Origin of the sequence: Microcystis sp. M083S1, assembly GCF_020246405.1 — a bacterium.
In the GTDB taxonomy this organism is placed as follows: Bacteria; Cyanobacteriota; Cyanobacteriia; order Cyanobacteriales; family Microcystaceae; genus Microcystis; species Microcystis aeruginosa_C.
The window spans coordinates 21,711-41,672 of record NZ_JADBTB010000029.1 but is presented as its reverse complement, the minus strand read 5'-3'; the positions used below and the strand labels follow the sequence as shown (position 1 = coordinate 41,672).

The window sequence follows — 19,962 nt, the reverse complement described above, 5'->3', positions numbered from 1 at the left end:
GCAAATGGAGAGAATTCTTGTCCATTAAGAAATGTTACAAATTACATGGGTACATTAAGAAAAGTTAAGGGGTTACATCCATTGATGGATAAGGGTTTTCGGCTATTATAGTATATATGTATGGGGGGAAGTTCAGATATACTAAGCCAGAGCCTTGGCACAAGCAATAACTGTTAACTGTTCACTGATAACTGTATCAGCCTTGGCACAAGCAATGAATCAAATTTTTGGCTTCAAATAAACAAGTCGGTTTGTCCAATTCTGTTTGCTTTGTAGATCCCATAAAGCTAAAAGTGAACGAATTAAAAGACCAAAATTGCTAGGAGGAATCGAATGATAATCGATAAAAATAACGCCACTATGACTTTTTTGAGCTTCTCCCCATTCGCACAAAAGTGGGGGAATAGTGTTCTGGTCGTATGTTACTAGGGTTAACTGGGCTTCGGTTGCGGCTTTTAAAACGATTTCATCTGAATCAGCTAAATATCGACCTTCTTGCCAAGTGATTAAGGGAAAAATCAGGATTTCTGGACGTTTACGACTAATTTGTTCGGCAACCGTCGGAGAAATATGTTCATCTAATAAAAAAGATAGCATTTTAGCTATTCCCCACTCACTCACAGGGAATCAGGAGAAACCGTAATTGTTTCCAATTGGGGTAAGAGTCGTTTGAGTGTCGTTTCATTGAGGGTTTGAGCCTGGATGATCGCCTTTTGAACTTCTGACTGATAAGCTTCAGCATAGAGCAAAGCAGAGCAGACCCATTCGAGGGGTCGATGAAAATGTGCCGCCGTTTTTTGTTCATCTAGCGCGTAGCTTTGAGCAATTTGAATTACTTCCCAGAGAGCCAAACTGGAGTTTTTGAGGTAGGGTTGTCGCCCCAAAGGAGACTGGCGAAATTCAATATAGGGGAACTCGCTTTCTCTGAGAGATTCCTCAATTAAAATTGCGCTGGTTTCACTAGGAGTTTTTCCTAATTGACGGGCTAACTGTTTAAGTCGTTCTGCTGTGCGATCGGGAAGTCGGGTACTAATAACTTGAGACATAAATTTTTCAACCTTAAATCACACTGTTTACATTGTAAATTGTCGATTTAGAGATATTCTATGCCAAAGCAGAGCATTGGCACAAGCAATAACTGTTAACTGTTCACTGAATCACCTTCCTCGACGACGCAACTACCCGAAACCCGTCGAAGTCGCTGAGGTAATCGCAGTCGCCGCGATACGCAGAACGACAACTCCTGGGACCGTCGCCCCAAGAGCCGCCACGTACTACATATTTCCTTTTTAACAACACATCAGGACACAATTCTTCTTTCCATGCCCGACCATCATTGGGCGCGTCTTTATAGTTATCGTGCCAAGGATCTAGACACCATTCCCAAACGTTCCCGTGCATATCATAAAGTCCAAAGGCATTCACGATTTGAAACCTGCCTACGGCCGTCGTCCTTGCACGAGCGGTTTGACCGTAATTTGCCAAAGCTGGGTCAATGTTGCACCCAAAATGATAGGGCGGATAAATCGGATTTTGAATTGATTCTTCACTGATAACTGCACGACAGGCGTATTCCCACTCTGCCTCACTGGGTAAACGGTATTGATAGCCTTTTCCTTTTTCCTGTGACCAGAGTGATAGTCTCTTACAGAATTCCACTGCCTCGTACCAACTAATACATTCCACTGGTCGGCGATTATCCCCTTTATAGGTTGAGGGGTCTGGGTTAAGATCCCGTTCAACTCTAGGCAAAGAAGCCACTGCTCGCCACTGCGCCTGCGTTATCGGATATTTGCCCATCAGAAAGGGAGAAATCGTGACCCTGTGTGGCGGGCGCTCATCTGGATATGATCCGTCTTCTCGCTCCGGCGAACCCATCCAAAATTCACCACCGGGAATTTCCAACATTTCTAGGTTTATTCCGTCTTCTAACTCTTCGATTACTGTGGCTGGTAGATCGTTTTCTGCGATAATTGAGAGGGCAATTTTTCCTTGTTTATCAACCTTTGCTTTCCAGATAGGAACCTCCTCTCCCCACTGCTTCAGCAACCAGGAAGCTGACAGCCTTATCTGTGCTTTTTCCTTCTCATCTTCGAGTAAGTTTCTCAACTTTTCTCGGTTTAAAAATGATTTATTGGCTGCTTCCTTTTCTAATGTCTCTCGCTCTAAATTATCAATGTCTGAACTGCGGAGGTAATTATATAATTCTTGCTGGCTACTAGCTTCGAGAAAATCTTTAGCCAAGTCCGTAGTTTCCACTGTGTCTTGATATTCTTGCAGAATTTTCTCTGCATCTGCTAACTTGTCACCCGACCACAAATAATACTGAGATTTGTTATTTTTTTGCCAGTCTTTGGCATCTTTATCCACCTGTTTGGCTAATTCTCTTCCCTTGCGAGTTTCGGTTCGCCACAGATTCAGGTTGTCCCACTTTTCAATTAAAGCTTCATGTGCCAAATCTACCCAAGCTTCTTCTTCTCGTTCAGTTTTTCCCGTTACTAAAAGGCGACCTTTTACTAATCCTTGTTTTCCTTCAATTAGTTCTGTTAAAACTTTTTGTCCTTCTTGATTATCTCCGGCTAAAGACAAGATAAAGGCTTTTGATTGACGCAATCTGGTATCTTTTTCCCCATCTCCTATTTGCAGAAGATTCAAGAAAATTCGCTTGATTAAAGCTTTCTCTGCTTCCGTTCGCTCTTTTACAGGTTTTTCTTCTTCATAATCCCTATATTGATAAACTTTATCTGCATGACAATTTAATGCGCCTTCCATCCTACCTATCGCCTGGTAAGCGTCTAAAGTAACCTGATACTTTGCTTCATCTCGCCTCTGCCAAAGCTGGGTTAAAGCAAACTCTAATAAGGGTAAAAATCCGGGTTCTTGTTTAATATCTTCAAGGATTTGATTGAGTAAATTATTAGTAACTTCATAACCTTGCAGCTTGGCTGGTTCGCTGATAGCTTCTAGCAAATCTAATCCCCTTAGATCTGGCAGGTATTCGGCGTTATTTTGAATCAGTTGTCGCAAAGAATCGTAACGCAAACAGGGTTCAATGAAATCCGCCCTCATGGTAGCGACAACTGCCAGAGGAGAGTCTGGAATTGTGGCAACTTGAGTAATCAATTCAATAAAGCGATCGCGCTGTTCCGCTAGAGCAAAAGTGAATAATTCCTCAAATTGATCGACCACCAGCAAGAATTTGTGTTCGCGGGGAAAAAGTTCTAATAGCGGTTTTAAACCTTCGCTGTCTTGATTATTGATACATTGATCCAGCAATTGTTGATCATCTCGAAAATAGGGTAACAGCAGGCTTTCCAACATTGTCAACGGCTTAAATCCGGGCTTGATCGGTTCGAGAATGTGCCATCCTAATTCTTCCAACCAGGGTATCAATCCCGCTAGAACTACCGAAGATTTACCACTTCCAGAAGCACCAATCAGAGGGACAAAATTTAGCCGATCCAGCTTAGATTTGATGTCGTCCACCACTCGCTTGCGTCCGAAGAAAAATGGGCGTTCCTTCTTAGTAAACGCCAGCAATCCTTGATAGGGACAGCGCAATTCTCCCTTCTCATCTAGTAACGGTTTCACCTCTTCAACTTGAGGTTGCGCCCCATATTTGACTAGGATTAGCGATCGCCCAACTCCCATGCGAATCGGTTCTTGACCCTTCCCGCGCAATTCCCGCGAAACGAAATCAAACAGGCGATCGGCACTAATTTCTCCCGTTTTTGAGTCCGCCTCTTTTTGGGACAATCCCTTCAGTAAAGCGGCGGTGAACAAACTGTATTCCTCATCTTCCCAAGCCACCTGTTGTGACCGACAGGCGGCGATTAGGTAGTAATCTTGCTTCTCCTTAAACGCTGAGAGGCTAGGTTCTAGCAAAGTGCGATTTAATTCCGGATTTTCGGGCAATAACGCCCCCGCATGGCAACAGTCTAGCATTACCACCAGATTGCTCAAATTAGAACGCCTTAATAAAGGATTGAGTTCTCGGTCTAAAGAAATGGCATTTTTGCCGTCGGGTTGGCTATCGGAGGTGGCGAGATAGGCTTCCCCGTCACCGATGCGATTGATCAGGCGAAACCCGTGTCCTGAAAAGTAGATCAAGACTTCTTGATTTTTGGTCTGCTCTCCCGATAAAATTTGCTGTAAGGCCTGCAAGACTTCATTCCCCGTTACCTTTCCTGGAACAACTTCGTAGCGTTTTTCTGCGGCAATCCAGCAATTGGGTAGGCGTTCTACATTGGCAAATGTCCCAGTATTCTCCAAGAATTTAGCAACAGCTTCCGCATCTTTGGCGGGTTTACTCAAAGATGGTAGAAAGTTCCGGTTATCGTAATCGTTAATGCCGATGACGAGGGCGTAGCGAGCCATAGACAGTCAGCAAGGGATAGAAATGTTTTTTATGTTAGGTTATTTTTTGGTAAACTGCAAGGAAAGCATAGGCCCTCCCTTAGATGACCTTTTCTTATCATCACAAGTACGGGAGAGCCAAGAAATAGTTAAGAAAAAAGTTAATTTTCAATTTTTGCATTATTTATGACTCGACTAACTCCAATCCAAATTGACGAAAACACTCTAATTTATATAGAGTCCACCGATGACCTGGAAATTCCGACCGAGACATTAAAAACGGAGGGAAGAGTTCCTAAAAGGGGAACTTCTATACCAGATAAACAGCAAATTTTGCAGAATTTTCAGACAATTGAAGATACAATTCGTACTTACACTACTTACACTTTAAACGCTTTTCGCAATTTAGCCATTGCCAACATTGAGGAAGTCACTTTACAATTTGGTGTGGAAATCGGCGGTGAGGTAGGAATCCCTTATATTACTAAAGGAACCGCTAAAAGTAATTTAAATATTACGGTTAAGTGTACCTTTCCTAAGCCGCCGAACTCGTCTGATTGATGGTTCAATCTTTAACGTTTTCTGGTTTTTCCATATATTCCCAAAATAAGAGAGCTAAATAATCTTGATTAAGGTCTCTGGTCTTGATTTTGGGGATAACTGGGGAATAGATCTCTGGGGAAATCCTCGGCACTTAAACAGGTTTGTAAAGCTTGGGAGGGGTTATTTTTGTCCACACCACGACTGACAGCGATAACGCACTCGGAAAAGCGACCGGGTAATAAACTTTGACGACAGGAATCTAAAACCTGTTTAGAAATCCCTAATTTATCGGGTTCCTTGGCTGTTTCCGTTTGTTTGAGGGAATTAGTGGCAAATAAGGGGGCAGCGCGATGGATATCGACTACACAATTACCTAGGTCAATAGGACGACGCACTTGAAAACAAGCTTGCAGGGCCAGATTACCATCGATCGGGGTTTTGGATTTAATCATCACCACACAGCGGGATAATTCTTTAGGAATTAATGCTTCTGAACAAGCGGTGGCCGCATCTTCGGGACTCACCCCCGTGCGGACAATCTGACTGATACAGGCACTGAATTGATTATTGTTGCCAAATGCGATCGCTGTTCGGTTCATTTCTACTAAGCCAAGGGAAATAGTAGCGATCGCGCTCCAACTAGCAATTTTTTTAATATGGTTTTTCATTGTTTGCTCACACCCAAGATTTTAAGGCTAACTCGCCACGATCTTAACAGATTCACGGGGAACAGGGAACACAGAGAAGGGGGAATGGGGAGATGGGGGAATGGAGAGAGGGAATTATAAATTATGAATTATGAATTATGAAGTGGGGAGATGGGGGAATGGGGAGATGGGGAGATGGGGGAATTTGACTAATACCCCAAAACCCTAACACCCTAACACCCCAAAACCCAAGGGCTAAAATTAGTATTCTGGTACAGTGGAATCGACTTCGCGACTCCAGGCGCTGATGCCACCTTTGACGTTAATTCCTTCGATACCTGCGTCTTTGAGGATAGCGAGGGCTTTAGCGGAACGTCCCCCCATCTTACAATGGGCGATAAGACGATAACCGTTGACTAATTCCTTAATTTTGGGAATTGCCGAACCATTTTCGATATCGGGTAGGGGAATTAATACCGAGTTGGGGATCTTAGCGATTTGGTACTCGTTGGGATTACGCACATCGATGAGAACGTAATCATTAGCATTGCTGTCAAGTAGGGTTTTTAACTCCACTACGGTCATTTCTGTCATGTTTTGCTGTTCTGCTGCTTCTTGTGCCTTCGCTTGCGGGATACCGCAGAATTGTTCGTAATCAATTAGTTTTTCAATAACGGGACGGATGGGATTCGGACGCAATTTTAACTCGCGGAATTTCATTTCCCAAGCATTGTAAAGCAGTAAACGACCACTGAGGGTATCCGGTGCGCCGAGGATAATTTTAATGGCTTCTGTGGCTTGAATTGTGCCGATTACTCCGGGTAAAACCCCTAAAACGCCGCCTTCCGCACAGGAGGGAACCATCCCCGGTGGTGGCGGTTCGGGATAGAGATCGCGGTAGTTGGGACCACCTTGGTAGTTAAAAACGGTTGCCTGTCCTTCAAAGCGGAAAATTGAGCCATAGACGTTGGGTTTGTCGAGAAGAACACAAGCATCATTAGTCAGATAACGGGTGGGGAAATTATCCGTCCCGTCGATGACTACATCATAGGGGGCTAAAATGTCAAGGGCATTTTCGGAACTTATGCGGGTTTCGTACAAATCCACCTGACAATAGGGGTTAATTTCTAGAATTCTGTCCTTAGCGGAAACAATTTTCGGTTTACCTACCCAGGAAGTGCCGTGAATAATTTGACGTTGCAGATTGGAACTATCGACGATATCAAAGTCAACAATACCGATTCTACCGATGCCAGCCGCCGCTAGATAGAGTAAAAGCGGGGAACCGAGTCCCCCGGTGCCGATGCAGAGAACACTGGCGGCTTTTAGTTTTTTTTGACCTTCTAAGCCCACTTCGGGCAGAATAATGTGTCGAGAGTAGCGTTGAACCTCCTCTTGGGAAAGTTCGATCGCCGCGAGATTAGGATTTAGCATAGATTGGGTAAATAGTCAAAGCTCACTCGATTCGGGCTAGAATTTCGTCTCAGCACGGTTTAGAGACAAAAATCAGGAAGACTCGATCGCTTCCTGGATTTTTAATTCTTTCTATGCCTATGATAGTGTGAGGGTCTGGCTCCGTGTTGTTAATATTAGTTAACTTTCCCCTGCTACTTGGGCGCGGTATTCACTAGCGGAGAGGGTATCAGCCAAGGCAGTATCGGGATTTTCTACCCGCACTTTTAATAACCAACCCTCCCCGTGGGGATCATCGGCAATTAATTCGGGGGAGTCAATCATCGCTTGATTGCGATCGACTACGGTTCCCGAGACGGGAGGATAAAGATCTTCTACCGCTTTTACCGATTCGATCGTGCCGAAACTACTACCCACTTTCAGCGCCTCTCCCAATTCGGGCAATTCTAGAAACACGATATCACCCAATTGATCGACGGCAAAAGCACTAATTCCCAAGGTAGCGATTTCACCTTCGAGTCTGACGTATTCGTGGGTTTCTAGGTATCTCAAATCCTCGGGATATTCCAGTTCCATCGTCTGTCTCTAAATATTTACAGCATCAGTTAGTTTACTAGATTTCTTGGGGAAAATGTTCATCGGCTAGGGCTGTTTTATTGCCGATCGCTACCTAGACAAAATTAATTACACCGATCGAACCCTGATTAAACAGCTAGAATTGGTCTAGGTTGATCAGGGAACGCCACAGAACACTGGAACAGTAAGGGTTAGCTGCTTTTTTAGCTCACTTAACAATACCCAGTTTAAATGCCTCCTAGCTTACTTATGTTAAATTCCATCTTAGAGCCTCGCGGTGGCGAACATCAAACTATAAGAGCCTTTTTTGAGCCAAAAACCATCGCTGTGGTGGGATTTAATCGCCAAAATCCCCAACTTGATCGCACTCTTTTAAATAATCTCTATCATAATCCCGGTCAGCACCGCCTTTATTTAGTTAATCCTCACCCCGACAACCGGCTCGATCTTCCCAGCTATAGCAGTTTACCGGATATCCAGGCGGCGATCGATCTGGTAATTATCACCGCCCCCGCTCCCGAAATTCCCGCTATTATCGCCCAATCTGTCGAAAAACAGGTTAAATGCGCCCTGATTCTCTCCACGGGTTTTCGGGAAACCGGCCAGATGGGGGAAAATTTACTCAGGGAAATTAAAGCGATCGCTGGTCAAAAATTACGCATCATCGGTCCCCATAGCTCAGGAATCAGCAATCTCAGCCAAAATCTTAACGCCACCTTTTCCCCCATCCTGCCGAAAACTGGTTCAATTGCCCTGATTAGTCAAAGTGGGGCGATCGCGGCTGCCGTGCTTGATTGGAGTTTAAGCGAAAATGTCGGTTTTAGTCACTTTATCTCCCTCGGAGTCCTTTTAGATGTGGATTGGGGCGAATTACTCTATTATTTGGGAGACGATCCCCAAACTAAAAGCATCGTTATCTACCTGGAATCCCTGAATAATGCCCGCTCTTTTCTGTCCTCGGCCCGAGAAGTTGCCCTAAATAAACCAATTATCGCCATTAGTCGCCACAGTACCGACTTTGACCCCACCGCTCTTTCCCATGCTGGCAAATTGACCAGCGATCAGCTAACTCTCTCCGCTGCCTTTGCTCGCTGTGGCATCGTGGAAGTACAAAGACTGGCCGATCTCTTAAATATCACGCAAGTTTTAGCGAAAATTCCCCGATTTCCCCGGGGAAAACGCTTGACAATCATCAGCAATGGTGTTGCTCCCGCTCTTTTAGCGGCCTCGGCTTTACTGGCGGAAGATGGACAACTGGCAACCCTTACCCCCGCAACGATCGAAAAATTAGCGCCTCTTGTTCCCGCAGATATTGTCCCCCAAAATCCCATTGATCTGCGTCGCAGCAGCGATCCCGATAGCTACGCTCGCGCCCTAGAGATCGCTTTAGCGGATGCACATACCGACGCGGTGTTGATGATTCTCTCGCCTCGCTTTAACACTGATCTGCGAGAAATTGCCCTTAGAATTGCCTCAATCGCTCAAAATAGCACAAAACCCATTTTAGCAAGTTTGATGGGCGGAGAGGGCATTGCAGAGGGAGTAGCGTTATTAAATCAGCAGGGTATCCCCACCTATCGCTATCCCGATTCGGCGGCCCGGGTGTTTAATTTGCTCTGGAAATATGAAGAGAATCTGCGCGGTCTTTATCAAACGCCAATTTTAACCAATTCCAGGGAAAATGGCTCCGATCTAGTTTTAGTGAGCCAGATTATCGAGCAAGCAGGGGATAGAACAATTCTCAGTGAGCCAGAGTCTTTAGATATACTCAAAGCTTATGGAATCCCTGTTATTGTCACTAAAATTGCTGAAAGTGCCGCAGAAGCAGTTAATCTCGCTGAATCTCTCGGTTATCCCGTGGTGATGAAACTGCATTCGAGGACGATTATCCATAAAAGCGCGGTGGGTGGGGTACAATTGCCGCTTTTTTCCCCTAGGGCAGTGGTGCAAGCGTATCAAGCGATCGAAGCTAATGTTAGCGCACAAGTGGGTGGGGAGCATTTTCTCGGGGTGAGTATTCAACCGATGTTAGAAATTGATCGAGGATATGAGTTAATTATCGGCTCTAATTACGATGATCAGTGCGGACCGGTGATAATTTTTGGTACTGGCGGCCGTTTAGTCGATATTTTTCAAGATTACGCCACCGCTCTACCTCCTTTAAATACTAATCTCGCTCGCCGACTTTTAGAAAAAACCAAGATTTATCGGGCTTTTAACGGGACAAATGGGCTTAAATCGCTTAATTTAGCGAATTTGGAGCAAATAATCGTTAGATTTAGCCACCTAGTCAGTGAACAACCTCGCATTAAAACTATCGATATTAATCCCTTTTTTGCCGATTCAGAGCAATTAATCGCCCTTTCCGCTTCTATCCTTCTTCATCCTCCAACTACTCCCCCAGAAAAGTTATCTCATCCGGCGATTCGTCCCTATCCTGAACATTATATAGGTCCTTGGACGACGAAAAGAGGCTTAAAGGTGCTAATTCGTCCGATTCGGGCAGCGGATGAGCCTTTAGTGCGACAATTTCACCATTATCTCTCGGAAGAAACCATTTATTATCGTTATTTTCATCTTGTCAATCTCGATCGCCAAACCGCTTATGATCGTCTTACGCGCATTTGTTTTATCGACTACGATCGAGTAATGAGCTTAGTGGTAGAGATTAATAACGATCAGACGGAAGAGCCAGAAATTATCGCTATAGGACGCTTAAATAAACTGCACGGCGTTAATGTGGCGGAATTTGACCTATTAGTTAGGGATGACTATCAAGGTCAGGGTATTGGTACTGAATTACTACATCGTTTAGTCACTATTGGCAAAAAGGAAGGATTAGACGGAATTGAAGGGGAAATTTTAAGTGATAACCGCGCTATGCAGATGATAGCCGCTAAAGTGGGGTTTTCTCTTCATAAAACTGCCGATTTTGTCAAAGTGGAACTTGAATTATGAAGCCTTTTTTGATCAGCTGATCACTAATTTTCTGGCTGAATTGTTTGGGCTAATCCTTGCTCTAAAGTAAAGGGAGGTTGCCAATCTAGGGTTTTTTGAATATAGCTAGAGTCAACGGCAAGAGAACCAAGCAAGCGATCGATACTATAGGTGTTAAAAGGGAGGTTTTTCCCTGTTATGGATTCTATGGTATCACCCAGATAACCTAAGAATCTAAGTAGGGTAGTGGGGACGGGCAGCAATTGACATGGTTGTTGAATTCGTTGAGCAATGAGACGAATTAATTGGGGAGTAGAAACATTTTGGTTATCGCTAATTAAAAAGATTTGATTAACCGCATTAGGATGATCTAAACAGGTAATAATGGCATCAACTAAGTTACCCACAAAGACAAAACTGCGACGGTTTTTTATCGCACCAAAAGGTAAAGGTAATCCCCGTTTAATTAGTTTCATCAAGCGCTCCATATTAGCGCGATTGCCTAGTCCGTAAACTAGAGTAGGACGAAGGATTGTCCAAGTCATGTCACTATCTTTGGCAAGGTTAATTAAAGCTTGTTCCGCTTGTAGTTTACTACGACCATAGGGACTATCAGGGTGACAGGGAGAATTTTCGTTAAGAATATTATCACTTTCGGCAGCCATAGCATGAATAGAACTGACAAAAATAAAGTGCTTAACTCCCGCTTTTAGCGACTGCTTAACTAGGTTAATAGTCCCCTTAGTGTTAACTTTTATAAATGCTGCTTCTGGATTGGATATAGTCTCATGAAGGATATGAGCGCGTCCTGCTAGATGAATAACGGTATCAATGCCTAGCAATGCTTCTTGCCAATCGGTTATATCATCAATTTCACCCACCTGAATAGCCTTAATTGACAGGGATGCAGGAAACTCAAATTTCTGGCGAATTGCAGCTGTTATTTGGTAGTTATGTTGGTGTAAAGTTGGCAGTAAGTGGCTGGCAATAAAGCCGGTAGAACCTGTAACTAAAACGTTTTTCATTATTGATTATTCAATTAAGTTTAGTAAAGTTTCCAACCATGTTTATTGAAAAAATACACGGCAGATTGAGCAAAGACTATAGCCAGTTTAGTAGAGTTGTGCGCTCCTCTTGCCCAATGATGATAAATATTCACATGGGGATAAAGTATGGTTTTATATTTTTTAGACATTCTAAGGGTCAAATCATAATCTTCAAAATACATAAACATATTTTTATCAAAGTAGCCAATATCATCTAAATATTTTCTGTTAAATAGCATAAAACAACCACTAATAATCGGTACTTCTATTATCTGGTTATAGCTAATATCTCTCATTTCATACCAGTCCAATCTCTTTTTGAAAAGAAATTGCATTTTTTTTGGTATAAAACGTCTAATAAATAAGGTCAAAACTGTGGGTTGACGCTTGCAAAGGTATTGGATGTCCCCATTAGGGTAAGATATTTTTGGAGTAATCAATCCCACCTCTTGATGCTTATCAAGGTAGTGAATAAGTTCAGTGATCACATTATTATCAAAATAAACATCTGGATTGATAACTAAATGATAATCATAATTTTTAGCCCTAGTAATAGCTAGGTTATGTCCTTGACCAAAACCAACGTTATTACCATTATTGAAGTAATAATCTATATCGTATTCCTGAAAATTATCGAATATTTTTTTGAATTCATCGGTGGGAGAATTATCTACTACTGATAAATTAATTTCTATGGGTGTGCTGAACAGAGATTTAATTGCTTGAGTAACTATCTCTGGGTCATTTTTGTAAAGGACAAGGGAGGCCGTCAGTTGCATAAGTATCTAAAGCTATCTTTTACTAAAAACAGTTCCAAGTTGATGATTTTGATTGACGCTTGCTAGTTTTACTTCTGGTAACTTAAGCAATTATAGTATTCTCTCATAGTCTTTTTGTCAAGTTTCAAATATAGTTAAAACATTCCCAGTCATTTAAGATATTTTTTCTCAGAGATTTCTCCAAAGACGACAACGCTACTTTGGGATTACGGATAAAAAGAGAGTTGTATTTGCAGGAAATTAACATTTTATTCTCATCTCCAGTTGATTTTTTAGTGACAGTCATAGAACTACATTTTTTTTGCTATGATAACCTTCTGATCTTCAATTACATTGCGCGTCGAGTTTACTAGACGTATTTCAGCGTGAAAACCACAACTTTCTAACCGTTCAGTTATATCCAATCCGTAATTTCTGAAGGCAAGAACTCTTCCCTGTCCACGAATTTGATCGCCATGATACTCAGGCTCAAGCTGATGTATGATAGTCCCATCAGGCTGCAAGAAACATCTTTCAACTGTTTTCGGGTTATCTGATAAAGGCACGGTAAAAATAAAATATCCATCTTTTTTTAAGACTCTGTAAATTTCAGAAAAACCCTTGCTGTCATCAGGAACATGCTCAAAAACTTCGGTAGAAGTCACTAAATCAAAAGATTCGTCATTGAGAAAAAGATTTTGAACGTCTTGACAGACAACAGAGTTCTTCATCAACCCTAGAGGTACATCATCAAAGTATTCAGAAAAGTATAAATTCTTAAAGTTACCTTTTAAGAATTTATACAAAGCTCCGCGAGAAGACAACTCGTAAACAGAGGTACTGGTTGAAAAGTTTAGAGATTCAATTGTCAAACCAACTGCTCTATGAATTTTAGTAGATCTACAGTTTAAACAACGAGTACCAAAATATCCTGGATGTATCCGAACCACCACAGAACCGCACAAATTACAAATCCCAATCATCTAAATAGAGCCTCCTTTTATTTTCATATATGGTTATAGTTCATAGTTGCTAATTAGCATCAATTAAATTTTTGTACTCCTGATAGTAATTGTAACACATACTTTCCAAAGAAAAAAGTTTTTCTGCTTTCAACTTAGCTAGAGAAACTTTGTCTTTAATTTCATCTAACATAAGTATTTTGTTGTTCAAGTCGTCTATATCATCAAGCTGAAAAAAAGTCACTTCATTTTCTCGAAAGATTTCCCTAAATGTCGGAATATCAGAACAGATAATCGGAATTTCTAAATTAGCTGCTTCCACTAGAGCTAAACCAAATCCTTCCGAGCGAGATGGAAAAACAAAAACGTCAATATTAATCGCGGTTTCCCAGGGATTTTCTCGATAGCCTGTAAAAACACATCTTTGGGCAACTCCTAGTTTTTCTGCCAAGACTTGCAATCGATTAATGTCTTGAGATGTTCCCCCTATTGCTATCAGATCGTACAGGGTATTTTTCTGTAATACTTGGATAATTTGCTCCACTCCTTTTCTTTTATTTAGGATAGAAACTGTACCTATTACAATTTTATCTCCAGTTTTTATATCACTCCCTTTGATTGTCTTTCTACTGTCATCCATTTTTTTTATTCCATTGTAAATTACAGTAGTATTTTTATAGCCAAGTCCTTGATAGTATCTTTCCATTGTCTGACTTATGCAAACTGCCAAATCTAATTTTCGGCAGGCTAGGTTCCATAAATTTCCCCATATATAACCTAGTAGAGAGCCTTTTTCGTAGCTGAGTTCATCGACGTGATAGCCATGAATGGTTGTAATCTTTATGCCCTTAATCTTATGGTAATTAATGGCAAGGTACAGATCGGGTTTTAATCCATGGGAGTGGACTATATCGTAATCTTTTAATTCTTGATAAAAGCTGGTGAAACTTATTCTTTGAGCAGGAGCATTAAAGCTGAGGCATTTTTCTTGAGCATTAGTTTCACTAAAGTAGAATACCTTCACCTCATGCTCAGGATAAAAACTATTAGACAGCCACAGAGGTATTCTCGTTAAGCCACTATCTTTGAGACGAGGAATAATATAAGCGATTTTCATATATCGTATTTGCTCTCAACTTTTATTATCTATCTTCACTGCCATTATGCTGGACTATTTTTGACAAATGTAGTGATTCGCAGTTGTCGCTTAATATATCGCATTATTACTACTGCCAAAGAGAGCAATAATTCTAGTTTTGACAGCCTTAAAACTTCCTTTCTAGCTCTAAATTCTTCCCGCAATGCTAATTTTATATCTGAGGAGCGACCCCCCAGTAAAAATTCAGCAGTGGCATAATCAAATTGTTTGGGTTTTGATAATTGAGTGAACCTGAGCCAGAGATGGTAATCCATAGCACATTTATAATTATTGTCAAACCCATTTACTTCTTCTATCAAAGCTCGTTCAGAAAAAACAGTTGGATGGGGAATCGTATTTACTATGTGAAGTAGTTTTTGACTAAATTTAGGGGGACAGAAACAACCCACTATCGTATCGTCTGTATGACTTCTCAGTAGTTGATTACCAAAACACCATCGCCAGCCTTCTGAATTATAAGATGAAACCACTGACGACAGGGTTGTATCATCGGCAAATTTATCCCCTGCATGTAAGTGATTAATTAGAATGCCTGTCGCTAAACTTATCCCTTTATTCATAGCGTCAGAAATTCCTGCATCTGGTTCGCTTACCCAATAATCAATTACTTCCTCATACTTGCGTATAATATCAACTGTACCGTCCGTGGAACCTCCGTCTATGATGATATATTCCACGTTATCATAAGTCTGGCTAATGATACTCTGAATTGTCTGCTCTAAGTGCTTTTCTCCATTAAAAACTACCGTTATAATAGTAACCAAAGGAAATGTAATTTTTTCCGATAACTCACTTGTCTCCCCGTAGGAGTGCTTGAAATATTCCTTTGTTCTCAATCCTCCTTCTCCCTTACGTTCTGGATTTGGGGGAGATAATATTGGATATTGTAGGGGATCAGAAGTGAGCTTGCGAGTCGTGGAAAAGTTATGATTAAGATTAATTATTTTCATGGTTTTTTTAAGGCGAGTAATCTTCAAGCAATCATCCAGAAAGAACCGGGTAATCGATCTTCATGATAAGCATTGATACTCTCAAGAAACACAGAATTCTTATAATAAGATAGCATAGATAAGGATGCCAAAACTTCAAACTTTTTGTTAAATTGTAGAAAGGTCTCTAAAAAGTATTGCTCGTTCCAGTATCGTGATTCTTTGAGATTCCAATCGATGGGATAATCATAGGGAAAGAATATATCGTGAATATGAACTAAGACTCCTGTTTTTAAACGGGGATAAACTTGAAGAAATTCAAACTCCACATCACTACCAGACTTAAATACATGACTGGAATCAACGAACAGAATATCATTGGTTTGCAGGGATTCAAAAACAGACAAATCTACGGCTTCTACTTTCTGGGTAAGCAAACTAAATTCTAGAAAATCTTTACTAACATTAGCAAAGTCTTTTAAAAAATCTTGAGGATAAGGCTCGATCGAGATCAGTTGTGATTTTTGGGAATTTTCTATAAAATTCATTTTTAAAGCTGCGGCGATAATTTTAGTGCTACCACCCGACCCAATTTCAATTACCTGAGAGGGGTTTTTTTCTCTGACCATAGCATAGAGGACTTCTGCATCGCCACTAATGAGAGCAGAAGTATCTTCGGAATAACCAAATGCTGAAAAAATTTCTTTATTGTTAAATTCTAAAGCATATTTTTCTAGTAAATATTTAACCAGTTCAGTTTGCTTGTCTAGATGCCATTCAATTGAGCTAAGAGGCCTTTCTTTGCCCGCGTATGTCATAATTTCCTGACGGTTGGGTATGGGCTGATAAAAATGGTCAGTAATTAGGGTGTAGCCAATATTTCTTAAGAGGGGATTGAAGATTTTTCTGGCTGGGGCAAATTTAATATTTTTTCTACCCTGCTCGGTTTGCCTACGGTTAAGTAATTTTTTTAACATTGTCAACTTTTACACTACTAATATTTACTGTCATGTTTTGTCGTCAGAGCCAACTGGGAACTGGCATCCTTGATCAAACTATTACTAGCCGGTTGTTTCCTATTAAATCTTGACAAAATACTGATGCGGCAGCCTGTCACCCATAATGGGCAATTTAATTAACCGACCAGTTCAAGACCGGATTCAATGGGCATAATTTGCTAGATTATACCTGATGATCAACTTCTTGTAAAGAAAATTTTTAATCAGCTAACACCAGAAAGCGAACAAGAGTTCTCTAAGGTTATTGGTTGTCTATGCTTGATGCTCCTATCCTATTAGCTTTCTGGAGAGTTCTTGTACTTTAGCCGGTCAATATCTAGATTTATTCTGGCAAATCCCCAAAACGCTCTCGATAGCGCTGGAGCAATGCTTGTAAATCCTCAGCCCGCATTCTTTCCTGTTGGGCCCGCATTCTTTCTTGTTCAGCCCGCATTTTTTCCTGTTCAGTTAGCTCTGACTCCGTGGGCAGTAAATCGCCGGCAAAAGTCGCCCAACGCAGCCAAACTGCCTCGACTCCCTTATACTCCCCTTGCCAGCGTACCAAAGTTAACCCTAGCCTTTGACTGAAAAATCTTTCTCCCGTCTCTAGAGATAATGGCTCGTAGTTGCCGTCTCTGAGGATAAAACCCGCCCAATCTTCAGGATTGAAGGGATCGTACCAGAAATATTCTGGCACTCGCAAACGGTCTTGATAGATGGCTTTCTTTTCAGTTTTATCCTGTTGAGCGGTACTTTCGGAAAGGAGTTCGATAACCACGTCGGGAGCTTTCCCTTCTTGCCAAACCACCCAACTTTTTCTTTCCCCTTTAGGAACCCCCAGGACAGCAAAGAAATCGGGACCGCGAAAGTCCTCGCTTTTTAACTGTGCGGCACTGAAATAAACGAACATATTGCCGCCTACATAGCCATCTTCCCTAGCAGCTAACCAGGGGAACAAGGCATCTATGAGTATATCCATCTGGAGTTTATGTCGTTGGGTTTCCATGGGAACGCCGTCATCGCAGGGCAATTCATCTTGGGTAGGCAGTGAAAGTCGAGAAGGGGCAATAGTTGAAGTCATCGGAGTCACGCTGGTGATGAGACTTAAGGAGCTTTTTCCCCAATGCTAGGGGAAAATATCTAGGGGCTAGAATTGAGATGGGGGCAAAATATTACGGCAATTATAGCCTTCTTCTAGGAAATTAGTTTTTTAAGCAAATATTGTAGGCTTGATCCGCCTTCAATTTTTGGTACAGCAAAGGACTCTTTTCTCTACAAGACTGTTGTAGTTCCTGAAACTCGGCTTCACCCTTTTTCAGATAGGCATCCACAAGCTCTCGATTGGCCAGATAGAAAGCGATCGCGCCATAAACCTGTTCGAGGGAAAGGAGTGGAAAATTTTGGGCAATGCTTTCGGGCGATTATCCGTTCAAGAAAGAATAGACAACTGAATCAAGGGAGATACGAGTTCCTTCGAGCCAATATTCTTCGTCTCGTTGCTCGATGTACTGCTTTGTTGGGATGGAGGCTAATTTCATAGGAGTAATGTTGCTGTTTAGCTAAAAGGATAAGAAATCGCATTACCAAGCAGGAATACCATTGCTAGGACTAGGGTATAGATTTTTGGAGATGTCTATTTATTATGATGATATTAGCGTCGAGAACGATGAATTTGAGTCTCACTTGTCCAAATCCTTTCTCTGATTGGCTCTATCCGCTTCACACATCTGACGAAACTCACGAACAATATCGTCCTCGGAAATTCCCTTTTGACTTAACAGGTACTCAAATTGAGCGGCCACCGCTTGTAAGGCAGCGATATCGGCGCTTTTACTCCCCTGTTTAACGGGGAAATAGAACCCAACAGTATGACCGTGACGTAGTACCTCAACGGGAGTCTCACCGTATAGGTATTTAGGGAGTTCGCTCCGAAATTCTCGCACCCCAATTTTCTCAATGTCATACTTAATCCATAGTCTCTCTCGTTGTGTACGCATTGTGTACATACTGTAGCACTATTTAAGAAGGGATATCTACAAATAAATTTGCTCATGTTTTACCAGATTAAATTTTTAATCTGGTTTAAAGAAAATGCCATCCATCTGCAACATCCTCCCAGTTTTTTCGGCAGTAAACCCTGGTTCAATACCGTACAGTTCGTAACCTAATTTTTCTACGATATCAATCATTTCTTTAAACAGGACTTGACCTTCGTAGAGAGGGACTAAAGATAATTCAAGCTTAATGCCTTTAACCAAAGGCAAAATTGCAGTTGCTCCTTCTAGCACTTGTTTTTCCAATCCTTGCACATCTATTTTGAGAAAAATGGATTTAGTTTCGCTTTTGATATAGTCCTTGGCCAGGGTATCTAGCCTGCTCAATTTTACTGTTTCTGAACCAGAGTAAGCTGATTCGGGGGCAGATTCTAAGTGAGCATCCAGCATTGGCAAAGCTGAACTACTATAACTATTACCTGCAATATTGATGACAATCTCACCTTCTTGGTTGCCGATGGCAGTTTGGGGAGCAATTTCCCACAGAGGGTCTTTTTCACTAACAGCTTTTAACTGAGAGTAAGCACTTGACAGTGGTTCAAAGGAAACAATCCTACCTGAATAGCCTAACTCTCGCAGTAATTTGGCATATTGCCCAATATTAGCGCCAACATCGAATACTAAGTCAATGTTGTGATAGGCTAACAAGCGCTGCATCTTTGCCGCTTCAGATGTTTGGATATTGTATCTTTTTAGATCAATTCCTAAACTTCTGGAGAGTTTCTTAATCGTTTTTTTGAACATGATAGATAGTTAATTAACCGTACTCAGCTACCATAATGAAACTTGATCGTACTTAATTTCAGGCTTTCCTGTAAACTTTGTAAGACAAGTGTATTGACTGTATGTCGACTCTCTTTTGAGATATCCTGGCAGCGCCAACCTTTTGATTTGCCTTTTAATACCTGCAAGTCTTGCCTTGAGCTTTCTTAAGTTTTTATTGCCCGGTTTGGTTGAGGTTTCAATCATAAACTTAGTTGCTGGCCAGGAGATGTCACTATAATGATCGTTCAAGATAGTAAATCCTTCAGAAAGTAACAGAAACCGAAATGTTGAGGGAGTAAAAACACTTATATGTCCGTAGGCAAGATAATTAGATATATTATTATCCACATCAGGTCTATAGTCCAAGGGCACCTCGAAAACTTGAAAAGCACTTACGCGGGCAATTTCTCTTAAGAGGCGGCGAGGATCTTCAACGTGTTCTAGTACATGGTAGCAGACTGCAAGCTCAAATTCAGTTTCATCAAACGGTATTTCGTAACCGTTAAATTCTTTAAATTCCCTAAATTTTGGAAGTTTTAATTTATTAATCTCCTGCACTGCACTTCCGGAAATTTCAACTCCACATATACTCCCAAAATTTTCTGTCTCTGCTAGACGCTTTGCAACTGCTCCATCTCCTGCTCCAACATCTAAAACGCTATTATAGTTTTTGCTATTGACGACCTTTAAAGTATTTTCGAGGCGCATATAAGAACACAAATCCGTCCACAGAGCATCAACGTCAGCGTTTTTTGCATAATGCTCATCATATACGGTTGCAAGGTTATTGCTAGTCATGATTGAATAAAAAATTCGCCT

Annotated in this window: 18 protein-coding genes; 2 read left to right on the top strand and 16 right to left on the bottom strand. The window is 41.4% G+C overall.

Going from position 1 to position 19,962, the window contains the following annotated elements:
• Positions 1 to 219: 219 nt before the first annotated feature.
• From IM450_RS02845 to IM450_RS02835, 3 genes are all read right to left on the bottom strand, one after another.
• Entirely contained in the window at positions 220 to 597 is a 378-nt protein-coding gene (locus tag IM450_RS02845) for a DUF5615 family PIN-like protein (RefSeq protein ID WP_072925155.1), read from the bottom strand.
• 20 nt (positions 598 to 617) lie between these two features.
• The gene (locus IM450_RS02840) at positions 618 to 1,046 is read right to left on the bottom strand and encodes a transcriptional regulator (protein ID WP_287670761.1); all 429 of its coding nucleotides are present in this window, start codon (positions 1,044 to 1,046) and stop codon (positions 618 to 620) included.
• 103 nt (positions 1,047 to 1,149) lie between these two features.
• Positions 1,150 to 4,377 carry an nSTAND1 domain-containing NTPase gene (locus IM450_RS02835; RefSeq protein ID WP_287670759.1) on the bottom strand — a complete coding sequence of 1,076 codons (3,228 nt, stop codon included), beginning with the start codon at positions 4,375 to 4,377 and terminating at the stop codon, positions 1,150 to 1,152.
• 165 nt (positions 4,378 to 4,542) lie between these two features.
• Between IM450_RS02835 and IM450_RS02830 the strand changes: the two genes are divergently transcribed.
• Complete coding sequence (locus IM450_RS02830) at positions 4,543 to 4,917, top strand: CU044_2847 family protein (RefSeq protein WP_287670757.1); 375 nt, start codon at positions 4,543 to 4,545, stop codon at positions 4,915 to 4,917.
• A 68-nt stretch (positions 4,918 to 4,985) separates the two neighbouring features.
• On the opposite strand, the gene IM450_RS02825 is transcribed toward IM450_RS02830, so the two are convergent.
• The 3 genes from IM450_RS02825 to gcvH all read right to left on the bottom strand — a co-directional run bounded on the left by IM450_RS02825 (position 4,986) and on the right by gcvH (position 7,535).
• The gene (locus IM450_RS02825) at positions 4,986 to 5,567 is read right to left on the bottom strand and encodes a hypothetical protein (protein WP_287670755.1); all 582 of its coding nucleotides are present in this window, start codon (positions 5,565 to 5,567) and stop codon (positions 4,986 to 4,988) included.
• A 240-nt stretch (positions 5,568 to 5,807) separates the two neighbouring features.
• Positions 5,808 to 6,980, bottom strand: coding sequence for a molybdopterin-synthase adenylyltransferase MoeB (moeB, locus tag IM450_RS02820; RefSeq protein WP_002802953.1), 1,173 nt, complete (start codon positions 6,978 to 6,980; stop codon positions 5,808 to 5,810).
• A gap of 159 nt (positions 6,981 to 7,139) precedes the next feature.
• On the bottom strand, positions 7,140 to 7,535 hold the full coding sequence (gcvH, locus tag IM450_RS02815) for a glycine cleavage system protein GcvH (RefSeq protein WP_008201043.1): 396 nt from the start codon (positions 7,533 to 7,535) through the stop codon (positions 7,140 to 7,142).
• Positions 7,536 to 7,784: 249 nt separating this feature from the next.
• Here gcvH and IM450_RS02810 point away from each other — a divergent pair, with 249 nt between their 5' ends.
• A complete protein-coding gene (locus tag IM450_RS02810; protein WP_287670752.1) occupies positions 7,785 to 10,493 on the top strand; it encodes a bifunctional acetate--CoA ligase family protein/GNAT family N-acetyltransferase in 2,709 nt (902 codons plus the stop codon).
• 23 nt (positions 10,494 to 10,516) lie between these two features.
• Here IM450_RS02810 and IM450_RS02805 read toward each other — a convergent pair whose 3' ends face one another.
• The 10 genes from IM450_RS02805 to IM450_RS02760 all read right to left on the bottom strand — a co-directional run bounded on the left by IM450_RS02805 (position 10,517) and on the right by IM450_RS02760 (position 19,941).
• The gene (locus IM450_RS02805; RefSeq protein ID WP_287670750.1) at positions 10,517 to 11,497 is read right to left on the bottom strand and encodes an NAD-dependent epimerase/dehydratase family protein; all 981 of its coding nucleotides are present in this window, start codon (positions 11,495 to 11,497) and stop codon (positions 10,517 to 10,519) included.
• A gap of 20 nt (positions 11,498 to 11,517) precedes the next feature.
• Positions 11,518 to 12,297: a glycosyltransferase gene (locus tag IM450_RS02800; protein ID WP_287670748.1), complete on the bottom strand. Its 780-nt coding sequence runs from the start codon at positions 12,295 to 12,297 to the stop codon at positions 11,518 to 11,520.
• A 290-nt stretch (positions 12,298 to 12,587) separates the two neighbouring features.
• The gene (locus IM450_RS02795; RefSeq protein WP_287688699.1) at positions 12,588 to 13,259 is read right to left on the bottom strand and encodes a class I SAM-dependent methyltransferase; all 672 of its coding nucleotides are present in this window, start codon (positions 13,257 to 13,259) and stop codon (positions 12,588 to 12,590) included.
• Between the two features lie 49 nt (positions 13,260 to 13,308).
• Entirely contained in the window at positions 13,309 to 14,355 is a 1,047-nt protein-coding gene (locus IM450_RS02790) for a glycosyltransferase family 4 protein (RefSeq protein ID WP_287670744.1), read from the bottom strand.
• A gap of 44 nt (positions 14,356 to 14,399) precedes the next feature.
• Complete coding sequence (locus tag IM450_RS02785) at positions 14,400 to 15,347, bottom strand: glycosyltransferase family 2 protein (protein ID WP_287670742.1); 948 nt, start codon at positions 15,345 to 15,347, stop codon at positions 14,400 to 14,402.
• Positions 15,348 to 15,370: 23 nt separating this feature from the next.
• Positions 15,371 to 16,303, bottom strand: coding sequence for a class I SAM-dependent methyltransferase (locus IM450_RS02780; RefSeq protein ID WP_287670740.1), 933 nt, complete (start codon positions 16,301 to 16,303; stop codon positions 15,371 to 15,373).
• Positions 16,304 to 16,667: 364 nt separating this feature from the next.
• Positions 16,668 to 17,405: a Uma2 family endonuclease gene (locus IM450_RS02775; protein ID WP_287670738.1), complete on the bottom strand. Its 738-nt coding sequence runs from the start codon at positions 17,403 to 17,405 to the stop codon at positions 16,668 to 16,670.
• 598 nt (positions 17,406 to 18,003) lie between these two features.
• Positions 18,004 to 18,321 (bottom strand): hypothetical protein, encoded by a 318-nt coding sequence (locus tag IM450_RS02770; protein WP_287670736.1) that lies wholly within the window; start codon positions 18,319 to 18,321, stop codon positions 18,004 to 18,006.
• A gap of 75 nt (positions 18,322 to 18,396) precedes the next feature.
• Positions 18,397 to 19,122, bottom strand: coding sequence for an FkbM family methyltransferase (locus IM450_RS02765; protein WP_287670734.1), 726 nt, complete (start codon positions 19,120 to 19,122; stop codon positions 18,397 to 18,399).
• A gap of 27 nt (positions 19,123 to 19,149) precedes the next feature.
• Complete coding sequence (locus IM450_RS02760) at positions 19,150 to 19,941, bottom strand: class I SAM-dependent methyltransferase (protein WP_272015621.1); 792 nt, start codon at positions 19,939 to 19,941, stop codon at positions 19,150 to 19,152.
• Positions 19,942 to 19,962: the final 21 nt, after the last annotated feature.